The sequence below is a fragment of the Actinomyces timonensis genome (genome assembly GCF_040702965.1).
Classification (GTDB): Bacteria; Actinomycetota; Actinomycetes; order Actinomycetales; family Actinomycetaceae; genus Actinomyces; species Actinomyces timonensis_A.
The window spans coordinates 2,242,859-2,257,559 of sequence record NZ_CP159989.1; the positions used below are offsets into that span (position 1 = coordinate 2,242,859).

Genomic DNA, 14,701 nt, shown 5'->3' on the forward strand with positions numbered 1-14,701 from the left:
CGATGAGCGCGACGCCGCTCAACGAGCCCGCCGCGCCCGGAGCCGCTCCGGGAGCCCCGCCCCGGTCCCCCTCCCCCAAGGGCGGCCGGGGCCGACGCCCCTGGCGCCGGCGCCTGCGCGCCATCGGGGCGTCCGTGCCGCCGATCGTGGTGGACCTGCTCATCACGCTCGCGGTCGCGGCGATCTCCTCAGCGATCGCGCTCAACAGCCTCATCAGCCTCAAGACCCCCGCGGACGCCCCCACAACTCAGCCCTGGCTGCCGTTCTCCATCGCCGTCGCCCTCCTGTGCTGCCTCTGCCTCTTCCTCCGGCGCCGCGCCCCGCGCGTCGCCTGGGCGGCCGTGACGCTCATCCTCCCCCTTCACCACGCCGCTCTCCTGACCATCTGGGCCGCTGATATCCGGGCGACGACGGCCATGGGCATCGTCGCCTGCTTCTACCTTCCGGCGGCCTCGATCATCCTCGGGACGATCGCCGCCAGGAATCCCCCGCGCCACGGCTGCGGCGCGGCCCTCGTCACCACTCTGACAGCGATTCTCAGCCAGATCTGGTTCGAGGCGGCGCAGGCGAGGACCGACCCGGTCCACGCGCTCTCCTCCTGGGCGATCACGCGCAACTCGTTCGTCCTCGCGCTGATCAACCTGTGCGGCCTGGTGGTCGGCCTGACGATCCACGCCCAGCGCGAGCGCCTCAGCCGCGAGCTCGACCGGGCCAGGCGGATCGCCCTGGAGCGCGAGCAGGTCAGCCTGCTGGCGGTGTCCGCCGAGCGCTCCCGCATCGCGCGGGAGATGCACGACGTCGTCGCCCACTCCCTGGCCGTCATGGTCACCATGGCCGACGGCGCGGCGGCCGCCCTCGACCGGGACCCCGAGATGGCCCGGAAGGCGATCACGGCACTGGCGGAGGCGGGCCGCAGCGCCCTGGCCGACACGCGGCGGCTCGTCGGCGTGCTGCGCGAGGACCCGCAGGTCGGCGCCCTCGCGACCCGCGCCACCGGCGGGCCGGGCGACTCGACCGACATCGACGGCAAGCGCATCAAGGACCTCCCCGTCCCCGAGTTCGCCCCTCCCGGCACCGTCGCGCCGCGCGAGCCCACGACCGCCGTCGCCGACCTGCGGCGCGCCGCCGCCGCCCACGCGGACGGCGCCGGCGGCGATGCGGTCCCCATGAGACCGGCCCCCGAGCAGGCGGATCTCCAGATCCTCGTCGACCGCTTCGCCTCCGCGGGGATCCCGATCACCTACTCCTGGCGGGGGCGCGACCTCCCGGAGGACCGGGGGCTGCAGATGACCCTCTTCCGCCTCGCCCAGGAGTCCCTCACCAACGTGCTTCGATACGCTCCCACCACGAGCAGGGTGAGCGTTGACGTCGAGAGGCACATCGGGACCGCCGTGCTCACGGTGGACAATGAGGCCGCCCCGGGCACCACTCCCATGCACGGCTCGGGGAAGGGACTCATCGGGATGCGGGAGCGCGCCGCCGTCTATGGTGGGAACGTTCAAGCGGGTCCCCACGCCTCGGGATGGCGCGTGCGCGCGGTCCTGCGCTGGGACGAGGAGGATCAGGAGGGATCCACGCCATGGCAGATGCCCATGTGACCGGGACCGATACGGCCGAGCGGACCGGCCCTACGCCCCAGGCGGCACCACCGGAGGGCGCCGGGGCCCCGGTGCGCGTGATCCTGGCCGACGACCAGTCCCTCATGCGCATGGGCTTCCGCATGGTCCTCGACGCCGAGGACGGGATCGAGGTGGTCGGCGAGGCCTCCGACGGCGCGGCCGCCGTCACCCAGGCACGGGCCCTCAAACCGGACGTCATCCTCATGGACGTGCGCATGCCCGGCATGGACGGCATCGAGGCCACCGCGCGGATCACCGCCGAGTGCCCGCAGACGCGCGTCCTCATCCTGACCACCTTCGACCTCGACGAGTACGCCTTCGCGGGCCTGCGGGCCGGAGCCTCGGGGTTCCTGCTCAAGGACACCCGGCCCTCCGAGCTCGCTGAGGCGATCCGCACCGTGGCCAGCGGGGAGGCGGTGGTCTCGCCCCGTATCACGCGCCGGATGCTGGAGATGTTCGCGGGCGACCTGCCGAACGCGGGCGGCGCCCCCGCCCCCGAGGACCCACGCCTGGGGTCGCTGACCCCCCGCGAGAGGGAGATCCTCATCCTCATGGCCCAGGGCATGAGCAATCAGGAGATCGCGGACGAGCTCATCGTCTCCGCGACCACGGTCAAGACCCATGTGGGCAACGTCCTGGCCAAGCTGGACGTGCGGGATCGGGTGCAGGCCGTCGTCGTCGCCTATGAGACGGGGCTCATGACGCCCTGAGTGAGACGGGCGGCGCGGCGGGCCCGGAGCCGCCCGCCCCCTCCCACCCCTCCGCTTCAGGCGGAGTGGAGCCTGAGCTGGGCGGCGTCAAAACCGACGATCACCAGGCTCTCGACGGCGTCTGCGGCCTCCTCGCAGGTGACTGCCCAGTCGGAGCGCTCACGCGCCGGGAAGTCGGACAGCACGAAGTCGGCCGGGTCCTGGCGACCGGGCGGTCGGCCGATGCCCACGCGCAGGCGGGCGTAGTCGCGCGTGCCCAGGGCCTGGGAGATCGACCGCAGTCCGTTGTGCCCGCCCTCGCCGCCGCCCCGCTTGAGCCGCATCTCATGGGGGCTGATGTCGAGCTCGTCGTGGATGACGAGCAGGCGCTCGGTTGGGTCGACGCCGTAGAACCGCACGAGGGCCTTGACCGGGCCGCCGGAGACGTTCATGAAGGCCTCGGGGCGGGCGAGGATGACGCGCGGCCCGGGCGCGCCGCCGGGCAGGAGGCCGAGGCGGGCCTCAGCGACGCGGGCGCGGGCCTTGTGGCGGGAGAGCCGAGACCCGGTCCGCCCCGCCAGCGCGTCGATCACCATGTGACCGATGTTGTGGCGGTTGTGGGCGTACCGGGCCTCGGGATTCCCCAGCCCGACGATGAGCCAGGGGTCGCTCATGGGTGATCAGCCGCGCGTGGGCGTCACTCGGCGGCCGGGGCGGACCCGTCCTCAGCGGCCGCGCCCTCTGCGGCGTCGCCCGCATCGCGGGCCGTCGGGATCGTCACGTTGACGACGGCGAGCTCGGCGTCGGAGATCGCCTCGACGTCCTTGGGCAGCGCCAGGTCGGCCACGGTGATGATGGTGCCGCCCTCGACGCCGGTGATGTCGACGTCGATGGCCTCGGGGATGGCGACGGCCGGCGCGGTGACCTCGACGTGGTCGAGCTCGATCATGTGGATGGTGCCGGGGGCGGAGGTGCCGATGATGTTGACCGGCACCTCGACGTCGACGCGCTCATTGCGGTTGACCAGGAGGAAGTCGACGTGCTGCACGCCGGGGCGGATGGGGTGGCGCTGGATGTCCTTGACGATGGCGAGCAGGTCCTCGCCCTCCAGGTCGATGTTGATCAGGGCGTTCTCGTTGCCACGCAGGGCTAGGCGAGTGGCGTGCTCCTCGAGGAGGATGTGACGGGGCTCGGAGCCGTGGCCGTAGACGACGGCGGGGCACCGGCCATCGCGGCGGGCCTGGCGGGCGGCGCCCTTGCCGGAGCCGGTGCGGACGGTGGCCTTGAGGGTGATGGCGTTGGACATCTGGAGTCTCCTGAGGAGGGCGGGGCGCGCCCCGCGCGTCGGCGGTCCGGCGCGACGACGCGCAGCACGCTCCGGTGCCACCACGTCGATCACGGATGCACGCGCTCGCGCGTGTCCCTCGCCGGGGTTTCGGGCCAACAGTACGGCACACCGCCGCGCGCGGGCCAGGCGGGAGCCGGTGAGGCGGGCCACCCCGGACGCTCTAGGGGCGAGGGCCAGCGTCAGTCACGCCTGTGGAGAACCGCCCGGTTTCGCTCCTGTTTTCGACCGGTCTCGGTGGGAGAGGGGGAGGAGGTCGGCGATGACGGGCTGGCCGGGGGCGGAGGCTGCGGCGGGGTCGGCGCTGAGGGCGGCGAAGGTGAGGGCGGAGCCGTAGCGCCAGCCCTCCAGGCGACTGCGCCGCCCCCGCTCACCCATGGAGATGACCGCCACCGGGATGCTGAGGGAGGCCCGCGCCCGCGCCGCCACCTGGAGCGCGCGGTCGACGTCCTCCTCAGTGCGCGGCATGACGGCGATCTTCGCGCAATCGGCGCCGCCGGCCTCCATCCGCTCCAGCCTCTCCAGCATCTCCCCGTCCGGCGGGGTGGCGGTGAAGTCGTGGCTCGACGCGACGACGACGATCCCCGCCTCGTGGGCCCGCTCGGCCAGGGCAGGCAGGGCGCCGGTGGACAGCTCGACGTCGAGCGCGTCGGCGATCGCGCGCCCGGCGCGATGCTCGGCCTGGAGATCGATGAGCGCGCCCAGGGCCTCGGTCTGCTCGCGCGGATCCATGGCCGCGCCGCCGCCCTCGCGCCGGCTGCGCGCGGTGGCGAGCAGAGGCGTGCCAGTGGGGGCCAGGGCCGCGGCGACCGAGAGGATGGCCTCATTCCAGAAGGCGGCCTGGGCCTGCGGGCCGGCGGAGCGCGGCGGTGAGAGCAGGTCGAGCCGGAGCTCCACGAGATCCGCCCCTCCAGCCGCGGCAGCGAGCGCCTGGGCGAGCGCGGAGCCTGAGCCCCTGGCGCCACCGGCGCCCCTCGCACCGTCAATGGTGTCGGCTGTCGTGGCCACGGCGATGACCACGCGCTCCCCGCCGAGCTCGGCGGCCCCGATCCTCGCGGGGCGCGGGCAGAGCGGCGAGCCGGGCGACGGGGTCCGGCCTCCCCCCGTGGCGGGAGCCTCAGTCACGGCGCTGGCCCCCTCCATCGGCCAAGGACAGGGCGATGCCGTCGAGGATGTCGGTGAGCGAGGTGACCGCGGACTCCAGGGGGTGCCCGGCCTCGCCCGTGCGCTCGGCGACCCGGCCGATGACCTCGGACCACACGAGGGCTCCCGCGGCGATGACGTCGCGCCGCCCTGGGCGCAGGTAGCCCCAGGACTCGCGCTCGGCCGCCGTCGAGCGGAGGACCGCCTCGCAGGAGGCCAGCACGGCGCCCAGTGGCAGGCGGGAGCCGTGGATCGAGCCGGGCTCGAAGTCGGCCAGGCTCAGGGCGTGGGCGGTGATCGTGGTGATCGTGCCGGCCAGGCCCACGAGCTCCTCGGTGGCGCCCAGGTCCACGACCTCCTCGGCGCGGTCGAGGAGATCGCGCACGTGCGCCCGGGCGGCGGCCTCAGCCGCGCGGGTGACGCCGTCGGCGAGGTAGCGCTCGGTGACGCGCACGGAGCCGGTGTCCAGGGAGATCGCCGCCTCGGGCGCCCGCGTGCCGAGGACCAGCTCGGTGGAGCCGCCGCCGAGGTCGACGACGAGGCGCCGCCCCCCGCCCTGCGCGCCCAGGAGCGAGCCGGCGAAGGACAGGCGCGCCTCCTCCTGGCCGGAGACGACCTCGGGCTCGACGCCGAGTCGCTGGCGGACGCCCTTGACGAAGACGTCCCGGTTGCTCGCGTCCCTCGTGGCGGAGGTGGCGACGAAGCGCGCGCTCTGAGCACCTGCGGCCCGGATGCGCTCGGCGTAGTCGGTCACGACATCCAGGGTGCGCTCCAGGGCCCCGTCATCGAGGCGGCCGGTCCTGTCCACGCCCTGACCAAGGCGCACGATCGTCGAGCGCCGTTGGACTCGCTCCAGGCGCCAGCCGGTGGGTCCGCCGTCGGGGTGGGCGTCGGCGATGAGCAGGCGGATCGTGTTCGTGCCGCAGTCGATCGCGGCGACGCGGATGGGCGCCATGGGTCCTCCGGACGGGGTCGGCAGTGGTCAGCAGCTGCAGCGGCGATCGTCCCACAGGCCGCGCTCGCGCAGGGCCTCCAGGGTGAGGTCGCCGATCGGGTTGACGCCCGGCCCGGCGGCCAGGGCGTGTCCGAGGAGGGCGTGGAGGCATTTGACGCGGGTGGGCATGCCGCCCGCGCTCACTCCCTCGATCTCGTGGGGAGAGCCGAGCTCGGCGCGGGCAGCCAGGTAGTGCCCGTGGGCGCGCCGGTAGGCGTCGGCGAGAGCCTCGTCCTGACGGAGGCGGGCGTTGAGGTTCTCCATGAGGTGCTCGGCCTCGAGGGTGGAGCAGCCGCGCACGGCGGCGGGGTGCGTGAGGTAGTAGCTGGTGGGGAAGGGCGAGCCGTCAGGGAGGCGGGGCGCCGTGCGAACGACGGTGGGGCGGCCGCACACGCAGCGCGCCGCGATGGAGACGACGCCGCGGGGCACGCGCCCGAGCTGCTCGGCCAGGGCGTCGAGATCGGCCTGGGAGACTTCCGGGAGGGTCCGGCGCCCATGCTCCCCGCCCGCCGCCGCGCGCTCCTCCTGCCGGGCGCGAGCGCCGCGCCCGTCCCGATCGGCGCTCATTTCGCGGCCTCGGAAGCGGAGGGAGCCGGTGCCGACGACGCGCTCGGGCTCGCGGAGGGGGTGACGGTAGGCGTCGGGGCGGGGGACGCGCCACCGGCGACGGCCGCGGACTCCGTGAGGGCGTCGTACCAGGGGGCGCGGGTCTCCTCCTTGGCGGCGGCCCGGGCATCGGCGTCGGCCCGCGCCTCGTCGGCGCCGACGACGACGTAGCTCCTCTCCCCCGGCATCACGTAGGAGAGGCGCTCGCGCGCCTGGGATCGCACGTAGGCCTCGTCCTGCCACTGGGCCGCCTCCTGCTCGAGGGCGGTGGCGGTGGCCCTGGCGGCGTCGATCTGGTGGGCGACGGCGTCGTACCGGGCGCGCTGCGCCAGGTAGTGGTTGAGGGTGGGCAGGACGACGACGAGCGCGAGGATGATCACGGCCGTGAGCGCGAGCAGGCGGACGGGCAGGGCGGGGCCCTCCGGGCCGCCTAGGCGCAGGGCCATGGGGGTCGGCACCGGCTCAGCGGCAGCGGCCCGGGCTGAGCCGCGCTCGAACGCCGCGCTGGGCCGTTCAGGGCCGTCGGAGCGCTCGGGCCGCTCAACGCGGCGGGGACGAACGGCGTCGCCGGCCTCGGAGAGGCGCCCGGGCCCGGTACTGCGGGCGGTCGTGCGCGGGGCGGGGCGGGCCTCGGATCGTGCCCTGGGGCGGGCGGGGGTCGGGCGGCGCGGGGTCATGGGGCGATCCTGCCGCAGGGCCGGGCCTCCTCCAAGCAGGCGCACCCGGGAGTGGCACGGACCGTGGGCGCGGAAGGATCACGGGGCAGTGGGGGAAAAATGGCCTCGCGCGGGCCAGCGGTCGCTGGCCCGCGCGAGGCGGAGGGCTTCAGATCTCCATGATCCCAGGGCGGGCGAGGCGCCCGGACCTGGGCTCAGGCCTTGAAACGCGGGAAGGCGGAGGCACCGGCGTAGACGGCGGCCTCGCCGAGGGACTCCTCGATGCGCAGGAGCTGGTTGTACTTGTTGATGCGCTCGCCGCGGGCGGGGGCACCGGTCTTGATCTGGCCGGAGTTGGTGGCCACGGCGAGGTCGGCGATGGTGACGTCCTCGGTCTCGCCCGAGCGGTGGGAGGTCATCGACTTGTAGCCGGCGCGGTGGGCCATCTCGACGGCCTCGAGGGTCTCGGTGAGGGAGCCGATCTGGTTGACCTTGACCAGCAGGGCGTTGGCGGCACCCAGCTCGATGCCCTTGGCCAGGCGCTCGGGGTTGGTGACGAAGAAGTCGTCGCCGACGAGCTGGATGCGGTCACCGATCTTGTCGGTCAGAGCCTTCCAGTCCTCCCACTCGTCCTCGCTGAGCGGGTCCTCGATGGAGACGATCGGGAAGTCGGTGATGAGCTTCTCGTAGTAGTCGACCATGAAGGCGTTGTCGCGGGCCTCGCCCTCGAACTGGTAGGTCTTGGTCTTCTCGTCGAAGAACTCGGTGGAGGCGACGTCCATGGCCAGCGCGACGTCGGCGCCGGGCTTGTAGCCGGCCTTCTCAATGGCCTCGACGATGAGCTCAAGGGCCTCGCGGTTGGAGTCGAGGTTGGGGGCGAAGCCGCCCTCGTCGCCCAGGCCGGTGGACAGGCCGCGGCCCTTCACGACGGCCTTGAGGGAGTGGTAGACCTCGGCGCCCATGCGCAGGGCCTCGCGGAAGGTCTTGGCGCCGATGGGGGCGATCATGAACTCCTGGATGTCGACGTTGGAGTCGGCGTGGGAGCCGCCGTTGAGGATGTTCATCATCGGGACGGGCAGGACGTGGGCGTTCGGGCCGCCGACGTACTGGAAGAGCTCGAGGCCGGCGGAGTCGGCGGAGGCGGCCGCGGCGGCCAGGGAGACGCCGAGGATGGCGTTGGCGCCGAGCTTGCCCTTGTTGGGGGTGCCGTCCAGGTCGATCATGAGCTGGTCGAGGCCGCGCTGGTCAGCGGCGTCGTAGCCGATGATCTCGGGGGCGATGGTCTCGTTGACATTGGCGACGGCCTTCTCCACGCCCTTACCGAGGTAACGGCCCTCGTCGCCGTCGCGCAGCTCAACGGCCTCGAAGGCGCCGGTGGAGGCGCCCGAGGGGACGGCGGCACGGGCGAAGGAGCCGTCCTCCAGGAGGATCTCGACCTCAAGGGTCGGGTTGCCGCGGGAGTCGAGGATCTCGCGGGCGTGAACGTTCTCGATGAGGGCCACTTGGTGCTCCTTTGTCGTGTGAACCGATCGGGGTGATCCGGATGCGGCCCAAGCCTACCGGGATGGGCAGGTCCGCACGAGGGCCATGGTCCCCGGGTCGGCGGAGTTCACGTCCGGCGAGAACGCGGGTCGCGCCGGGGCTGGCCGCGAGGCGCGGCGACGGTCCGGCGTCAGCGCGCCGCCGGCTGCTGCGCGCCGCGCTGGGCCGCGGAGGGCTCGAGGATCCAGGGGCGGGCGCTGGAGTAGCGCGGGGAGACCTTGATATCCGCGGCGCCGTTGATCCGCTGGATGTCGCCCAGCGCCTGCGCGGCCCGCGTGGCGTCGATGCCGCCCTGGCCGGGTTTGGAGATGAGGCCGTACAGGTAGGTGGCGCGCATCGCCCGCCGAGCCTGGGCGGAGTGCTCGCCCTTGCCGACCTGGTCGTCGAGCAGGACGTCGATCTGCTCGTCGCTCACTGTGAGGCCCTGGGCCGCGCCGGCCTCCTCGATGAGGTCGGCTGAGACGAGGAGCGTGAGCGTCCTGGCGACGGGCCAGTTCAGCGGCTTGAGCTCCTCGGCGGTCCTCTGCAGCTCCTTCTCCGTGATCGTCGTCGAGCGCGTGACGCCGTCGAGCCCCGTGTAGGAGGAGGTGGCGGCGATGCCGGGCTGGGCGGAGCAGGCTCCCAGGGCTGAGGCGCCGAGCAGGAGGGCCGCGGCGGCGAGCAGTCGGGGCGCGCGGGAGGCGATCCGGGGAGCGGTCACGGTGCTTCTCCTGTTCTCACGGCGAGTCACCAAGCCATCGTATCCCCGAGTAGCGCCATCCACACCGAGTAGCGCCATCCACACCGAGTGGAGCGTCTTCCCCGCACCAGTCGGTGATTCTCGCACCGCTCGGTGCGAAGCGCACCACTCGGCGCATCCCGCGCCAGTTCCACAGACCCCGCAGGCCGAGCCTCGGATCGATCAGCGGCGACGGCGGTAGGCGGTGGCCTCGGCCTCGTAGTCGGCGTCGCCGACCACGACGGCGCGCAGCAGCACCTCTGCCCAGCGCAGGAGGGCCTCTCCCTCGATCGGCCCGCCGCCCATGCGCGCCGCGCCTGGCGCGGGGACCACGATGGTGCGGGTGGCGGGCTTGATCGTCGTGCCAGGGTAGAGGCGGGTGAGCCTCATCCGACTGGATTCGGGCAGCTCCACGGGCGCGAAGCGGATGGACTTGCCCTGGGCCGCGATCTCGCGCACGCCGAGGCCGGCCGCGAGCGCGCGCAGCCGGGCCAGCGCGGCCAGGCGCGTCACCGGATCGGGCACGGGCCCGTAACGATCAGCGAGCTCGTCCAGCACGTCGGCCACCTGCTCATCGCTGCGGGCGGCGGCGAACTTCGTGTAGGCCTCCAGGCGCAGGCGCTCGTGGGGCACGTAGTCCTCGGGGATGGTGGCGTCCACGGGCAGCTCGATGCGCAGCTCGGCCTCGTCCTCGCCATCGTCCGCGGCGCCGCCCCCCTCCCCCATGCCCAGGGAGCGCTTGTAGGCGGCGACGGCGTCGGAGACCATGCGCACGTACAGGTCGAAGCCGACCCCGGCGATGTGGCCGGACTGCTCCCCGCCCAGCAGGTTCCCGGCGCCGCGGATCTCCAGGTCCTTCATGGCCACCTGCATCCCGGCGCCCAGGTCGGTGTTGGTGGCGATGGTGCGCAGGCGCTCCAGGGCGGTCTCGGTCAGGGGCTTGTCCGCGGGGTAGAGGAAGTAGGCGTAGGCGCGCTCGCGCCCGCGCCCCACGCGCCCGCGCAGCTGGTGGAGCTGGGACAGGCCGAAGCGGTCGGCGCGGTCGACGATGAGGGTGTTGGCGTTGGAGACGTCCAGGCCGGTCTCGACGATCGTCGTGCACACCAGGACGTCGATCTGCTTGTGCCAGAAGTCGTCGATGACGGCCTCGAGCCGGGCCTCGCTCATCTGCCCGTGGGCGGTGGCCACACGCGCCTCGGGGACGAGCTCGGCGATCCGGGCGGCGACGCGGTCGATGTCGGAGACGCGGTTGTGGACGAGGAAGACCTGCCCGTCGCGCAGGAGCTCGCGGCGGATGGCGGCGCCGACCTGCTTGGTCTCCCAGGCCCCCACGTAGGTGAGGATGGGGTGGCGGTCCTCGGGCGGGGTGGCCAGGGTGGACATCTCACGAATGCCGGTCACCGCCATCTCCAGGGTGCGGGGGATGGGCGTGGCTGACATGGCCAGGACGTCGACGTCGGCGCGCAGTGCCTTGAGGGCCTCCTTGTGCTCGACGCCGAAGCGCTGCTCCTCGTCGATGATGAGCAGGCCGAGGTCCTTGAAGCGCACCTGCCCGGTGATGAGGCGGTGGGTGCCGACGACGACGTCGATGGAGCCGTCGGCGAGCCCGGCCAGGACCTCGGCGGACTCGGCCTCGGACTGGAAGCGGGAGAGCTGGGCGACGCGCACGGGGAAGCCCGCGTAGCGCTCGGTGAAGGTCTCTGCGTGCTGACTGACCAGCAGGGTCGTGGGGGCCAGGACCGCGACCTGCTTGCCGTCGGCGACGGCCTTGAAGGCGGCGCGCACGGCGACCTCGGTCTTGCCGTAGCCGACGTCGCCCATGATGAGGCGGTCCATGGGCTGGGGCTTCTCCATGTCGGCCTTGACGTCGTCGATGGTGGCCAGCTGGTCGGGGGTCTCGGTGTAGGGGAAGGCCTCCTCGAGCTCGGCCTGCCAGGGGGTGTCTGGGCCGAAGGCGTGCCCTGCGGCGGCGGCGCGGGCGGCGTAGAGGCGCACGAGCTCGCCGGCGATCTCGCGGACGGCCTTGCGCGCCTTGGACTTGGTCTTGGCCCAGTCGGCGCCGCCCATCTTGTTCAGGGCCGGCGCGTCCCCGCCGACGTACTTGGTGACCTGGTCGAGGGAGTCGGTGGGGACCATGAGCCGGTCGCCGGGCTGGCCGCGCTTGGAGGGCGCGTACTCGATGACGAGGTACTCGCGGCTCGCGGCGCTCTTGCCCGTGCCGATGGCGCGGCGCCTGAGCTCGATGAATCGCCCGACGCCGTGCTGGGCGTGGACGACGAGGTCGCCGGGGTGGAGGGACAGGGGGTCGACGGAGGCGCGGGAGCGGCGGGCGGGCAGGGCCTTGGGGCCGCGCGGGCCGGCGGAGGCGCGCCCGGTGAGGTCAGACTCGGCGATGAGGGCGAGACGCGGCCCCTCGGCGACGAAGCCGTGGCCGGCGGAGGCCTGGGTGATGCGCACGACGCCGTCGCCCCGCGGCCCGTCGTCGGCGGCAGACCACCCGAGGTCGGCGGGCTCGTCGAGCTGGGTGACGATGCGGGCGGGAACATCGCCGTCGGCGAGCAGCTGGGCCATGCGGCGACCGGGCCCGGGCCCGTCGGTGGCCACGACGACGCCCCACCCCTGCCGGGCCATGCGGCCGAGGTCCGTGACGGCCTCGTCGAGGCGGCCCCGGTAGCCGGCGGGGTCGCGCAGCGCCAGCGCCGTGACGTCCGGGGAGGAAGCCAGCGAGGTCAGCGACCACCAGCCCAGGTTGGTGGACAGGGCCAGCGCCCGGGCCTCGCCGAGGCTCGCGAAGGCGGCGGCGGACAGGTCCACGGGGACGGTTCCTCCGGAGGCGGCGGAGGTCCAGGCGGCGGCGAGGAACTCGGACGTGGTGGCCACGAGGTCCTCGGCGCGCTTGCGGATGCGCTCGGGCTCCAGGGCGACGACAAGCCGTTCCCCGACGAGGTCGAGGACGGGCACCATGCGGGGGGCGAGCACGGGGGCGAGAGACTCCATGCCCTCGCAGGGGATGCCCTCGGCGATCTTGCCGAGCATGTCGGCGGCTCCCGGGATCGCCCCGGTCAGCGCCCGGGCGCGCTCGCGCACGGCGTCGGTGAGGAGCAGCTCGCGGCAGGGGTGGAGGGTGGCGCCGTCGAGCTCCTCCGCTGTGCGCTGGTCGGCGACGGCGAAGGAGGAGACGGACTCGATGTCATCGCCGAAGAAGTCGACGCGCACGGGGCGCGGCATCGTGGGTGGGAAGACGTCGAGGATGCCGCCGCGCACGGCGAACTCGCCGCGCGACTCCACCATGTCCACCCGCGTGTAGGCGGCGTCGGCCAGCCGGGCGGCGATGGCCTCCAGGCCCTCACTGGGGCCGGGGGCGAGTCGGATGGGCTCGATCTCCCCAAGGCCGTCGATGACGGGCGCGAGCAGGGCACGGACGGGGACGACGAGGACGCGGACGGGCCCATCGGCGCGGCCGCCGGCGCTCGCGGGCCCTTCGAGGGGGTGGGCGAGGCGGCGCAGGACCGCGAGCCTGGTGGCCACGGTGTCCGCCCGCGGCGAGAGGCGCTCGTGGGGCAGGGTCTCCCAGGCGGGGAGGATCGCGATGTCGGTGGGCGTCAGGTAGCAGGCGAGGGCCGCGGCGAGCTCCTCGGCGTCGCGGCCGGTGGCGGTGACGACGAGCAGTGGCGTCCCCTCGCCCGCGGTGCCGGTGGCGCCGGGCTCCTCCCCGACGGCGCGGGCGACGCCGCGCTCCCCCATCGCCATGGCGGCGAGGATCGCGGGGCGTGCCCCGGGGGCGACGACGGCGCGGTTCTCACCCCGCCGGGTCGCGGCGGCGGCGCGGACGAGCTCGGCGATCGCGGGGTCGGCCAGGAGCGGGGGGAGGAGGGCGGTCAGTCGCACGCGCCGAGTCTAGAGGCGCTCAGAGCCCGGGGGCGGCGGCACTCGGCACGGCGACGGGCTCCGGGGCCCGGTCGGGAGGATCGGCCGCCGCCCCGCCGGAGGGCGGGGCCTGGGCGCGCTCGCCGTCGTCGATGTCGCCGGGGCCCCAGCGCCCGCGGGGCGGCCCGGCGGCGCCGTGGCTCCCCTCGCGCTCGGCGGCGCTGGCGGCGACGCTCGCCCCCGCGATCAGCCAGACCACGGTGGACAGCTGGGTGATGAAGGCGACGGACACGAAGGCCGGGATCATGGAGGCGATGGCGACCTGGGGGGCGTTGCCACGGCCTCCCAGCACGCGCAGGACGACGTAGAGCGCGCCGATGATGAAGGGGATGACGGGCAACCAGCCGTAGCGGAGGGCGGCCAGGAGCACCTGGTCGTCGATGGAGCGGAACCCCTCCCAGTACACCGTGCCGTTGCGGACGGTGCGGGCGGGCGAGGCCCCGATGAGCACCAGCCGCTTGACCAGTATGAAGCTGCCCCCGATACTCCGCGCTGCCTTCCTGCTCATCGCCGGCCTCGGCGAAGACGTCCAGGAGCACGGGTGTGGCGACGAACATCCCGGCTCCCAGCGCGATGAGGGTGGCCGAGCGCCAGGCGGGCGTCAGATCGGTGCGCATGATGCTCACCGACAGGACGAGGGCGATGACGGCGCCGATGATGCCCGCGCGCGACAGGGAGGGCAGGGTGACGCCGACGAGCGCCGCCATCCCGGCGATCCTCACCCATGAGGGCCAGCGGGCGATCGCCACCATGGGGATGCCCGCCGCCATGGACACGCCGAAGACGATCGAGTGGCCGAAGGCCCCTTCGATGCGGGGCAGTCCGGCGCGGATCTGGATCTCCGCCCAGTCGGCGTAGGCGCGGGTGGGGAACTCGACGAGCACGAAGGGGTTGATGCGGGTGAGCGCCTCGAAGTAGCCGAGCGCGGCGGCGATGAGCCATATGGCGGCCATGGCGGTGGCGAAGTCCCTCAGCCCGATCCTCTCCACCAGCATGCGCCCGGCGAAGTAGGCGGGCACGGCGTCGAGGACGAGCTCGCCCAGGACCGTGTTGATGGACGCCCCAGCCGCAAGCGAGATCGCCACGAGAGCGAAACCCGTGCAGACGAGGAGGTCGCCCGGGGTGAGGCGCCAGGAGAAGTCGGCGGCCAGCGCCAGGCACACGAGCATGCAGACCCCGGCCGCGGGCGGGACGGAGAAGCCGACGTTGACGGTCATCCAGACGCCCATGAGGGCGATTGCGGCCGCCACGAGCCCCGCGCCGACGATCGGCTTGCGCCGAACCGTCGACAGGGTCATCGCGATGACCGGGTAGGACAGGAGGACGATGGCCCCGAGTAGGAGCATCTGCATGATCAGGCCCTCCCCTCTCTCCTCGTGGCGCCGCCCCGCAGGCGGCGCCACGAGGCTACTACGCGCTGTCCGCCGCCGCGCAGGGGCGCGGGTCAGGCGGGGTGGTGGCC

General features: G+C 73.7%; 14 protein-coding genes. 4 read left to right on the top strand and 10 right to left on the bottom strand.

Going from position 1 to position 14,701, the window contains the following annotated elements:
- Positions 1-2 precede the first annotated feature (2 nt).
- Together ABXS69_RS09720 and ABXS69_RS09725 are read left to right on the top strand one after the other, a co-directional pair.
- The gene (locus ABXS69_RS09720; RefSeq protein ID WP_366180454.1) at positions 3-1,598 is read left to right on the top strand and encodes a histidine kinase; all 1,596 of its coding nucleotides are present in this window, start codon (positions 3-5) and stop codon (positions 1,596-1,598) included.
- Positions 1,580-2,329 (top strand): response regulator transcription factor, encoded by a 750-nt coding sequence (locus tag ABXS69_RS09725; protein ID WP_366180455.1) that lies wholly within the window; start codon positions 1,580-1,582, stop codon positions 2,327-2,329. Before ABXS69_RS09720 ends, ABXS69_RS09725 begins: the two co-directional genes overlap by 19 nt.
- A 56-nt stretch (positions 2,330-2,385) precedes the next feature.
- On the opposite strand, the gene pth is transcribed toward ABXS69_RS09725, so the two are convergent.
- The 10 genes from pth to ABXS69_RS09775 all read right to left on the bottom strand — a co-directional run bounded on the left by pth (position 2,386) and on the right by ABXS69_RS09775 (position 13,747).
- Positions 2,386-2,982, bottom strand: a complete 597-nt coding sequence (pth, locus tag ABXS69_RS09730) for an aminoacyl-tRNA hydrolase (RefSeq protein ID WP_366180456.1) — start codon at positions 2,980-2,982, stop codon at positions 2,386-2,388.
- A gap of 23 nt (positions 2,983-3,005) precedes the next feature.
- Entirely contained in the window at positions 3,006-3,614 is a 609-nt protein-coding gene (locus ABXS69_RS09735; RefSeq protein WP_366180457.1) for a 50S ribosomal protein L25/general stress protein Ctc, read from the bottom strand.
- Positions 3,615-3,839: 225 nt separating this feature from the next.
- Complete coding sequence (locus ABXS69_RS09740) at positions 3,840-4,778, bottom strand: type I 3-dehydroquinate dehydratase (RefSeq protein WP_366180458.1); 939 nt, start codon at positions 4,776-4,778, stop codon at positions 3,840-3,842.
- Positions 4,771-5,751, bottom strand: a complete 981-nt coding sequence (locus ABXS69_RS09745; RefSeq protein ID WP_366180459.1) for an exopolyphosphatase — start codon at positions 5,749-5,751, stop codon at positions 4,771-4,773. Before ABXS69_RS09745 ends, ABXS69_RS09740 begins: the two co-directional genes overlap by 8 nt.
- 27 nt (positions 5,752-5,778) lie before the next feature.
- Positions 5,779-6,357, bottom strand: coding sequence for a DUF501 domain-containing protein (locus ABXS69_RS09750; protein WP_366180460.1), 579 nt, complete (start codon positions 6,355-6,357; stop codon positions 5,779-5,781).
- On the bottom strand, positions 6,354-7,073 hold the full coding sequence (locus ABXS69_RS09755; RefSeq protein WP_366180461.1) for a septum formation initiator family protein: 720 nt from the start codon (positions 7,071-7,073) through the stop codon (positions 6,354-6,356). Before ABXS69_RS09755 ends, ABXS69_RS09750 begins: the two co-directional genes overlap by 4 nt.
- A gap of 194 nt (positions 7,074-7,267) precedes the next feature.
- On the bottom strand, positions 7,268-8,554 hold the full coding sequence (eno, locus tag ABXS69_RS09760; protein ID WP_366180462.1) for a phosphopyruvate hydratase: 1,287 nt from the start codon (positions 8,552-8,554) through the stop codon (positions 7,268-7,270).
- A gap of 170 nt (positions 8,555-8,724) precedes the next feature.
- A complete protein-coding gene (locus ABXS69_RS09765; RefSeq protein ID WP_366180463.1) occupies positions 8,725-9,294 on the bottom strand; it encodes a hypothetical protein in 570 nt (189 codons plus the stop codon).
- Between the two features lie 201 nt (positions 9,295-9,495).
- Positions 9,496-13,200, bottom strand: coding sequence for a transcription-repair coupling factor (mfd, locus tag ABXS69_RS09770; protein WP_366180464.1), 3,705 nt, complete (start codon positions 13,198-13,200; stop codon positions 9,496-9,498).
- 19 nt (positions 13,201-13,219) lie between these two features.
- Positions 13,220-13,747 carry a hypothetical protein gene (locus ABXS69_RS09775; protein ID WP_366180465.1) on the bottom strand — a complete coding sequence of 176 codons (528 nt, stop codon included), beginning with the start codon at positions 13,745-13,747 and terminating at the stop codon, positions 13,220-13,222.
- Positions 13,748-13,782: 35 nt separating this feature from the next.
- On the opposite strand from ABXS69_RS09775, the gene ABXS69_RS09780 reads away from it, so the two are divergent.
- Complete coding sequence (locus tag ABXS69_RS09780; protein WP_366180466.1) at positions 13,783-14,097, top strand: hypothetical protein; 315 nt, start codon at positions 13,783-13,785, stop codon at positions 14,095-14,097.
- A gap of 264 nt (positions 14,098-14,361) precedes the next feature.
- Entirely contained in the window at positions 14,362-14,553 is a 192-nt protein-coding gene (locus ABXS69_RS09785; protein WP_366180467.1) for a hypothetical protein, read from the top strand.
- Positions 14,554-14,701 lie beyond the last annotated feature (148 nt).

Coding starts and splice junctions, on each gene's coding strand:
- ABXS69_RS09720 (WP_366180454.1), top strand. CDS start 3: ATGAGCGCGACGCCGCTCAACGAGCCCGCCGCGCCCGGAGCCGCTCCG.
- ABXS69_RS09725 (WP_366180455.1), top strand. CDS start 1,580: ATGGCAGATGCCCATGTGACCGGGACCGATACGGCCGAGCGGACCGGC.
- pth (WP_366180456.1), bottom strand. CDS start 2,982: ATGAGCGACCCCTGGCTCATCGTCGGGCTGGGGAATCCCGAGGCCCGG.
- ABXS69_RS09735 (WP_366180457.1), bottom strand. CDS start 3,614: ATGTCCAACGCCATCACCCTCAAGGCCACCGTCCGCACCGGCTCCGGC.
- ABXS69_RS09745 (WP_366180459.1), bottom strand. CDS start 5,751: ATGGCGCCCATCCGCGTCGCCGCGATCGACTGCGGCACGAACACGATC.
- ABXS69_RS09750 (WP_366180460.1), bottom strand. CDS start 6,357: ATGAGCGCCGATCGGGACGGGCGCGGCGCTCGCGCCCGGCAGGAGGAG.
- ABXS69_RS09755 (WP_366180461.1), bottom strand. CDS start 7,073: ATGACCCCGCGCCGCCCGACCCCCGCCCGCCCCAGGGCACGATCCGAG.
- ABXS69_RS09775 (WP_366180465.1), bottom strand. CDS start 13,747: ATGAGCAGGAAGGCAGCGCGGAGTATCGGGGGCAGCTTCATACTGGTC.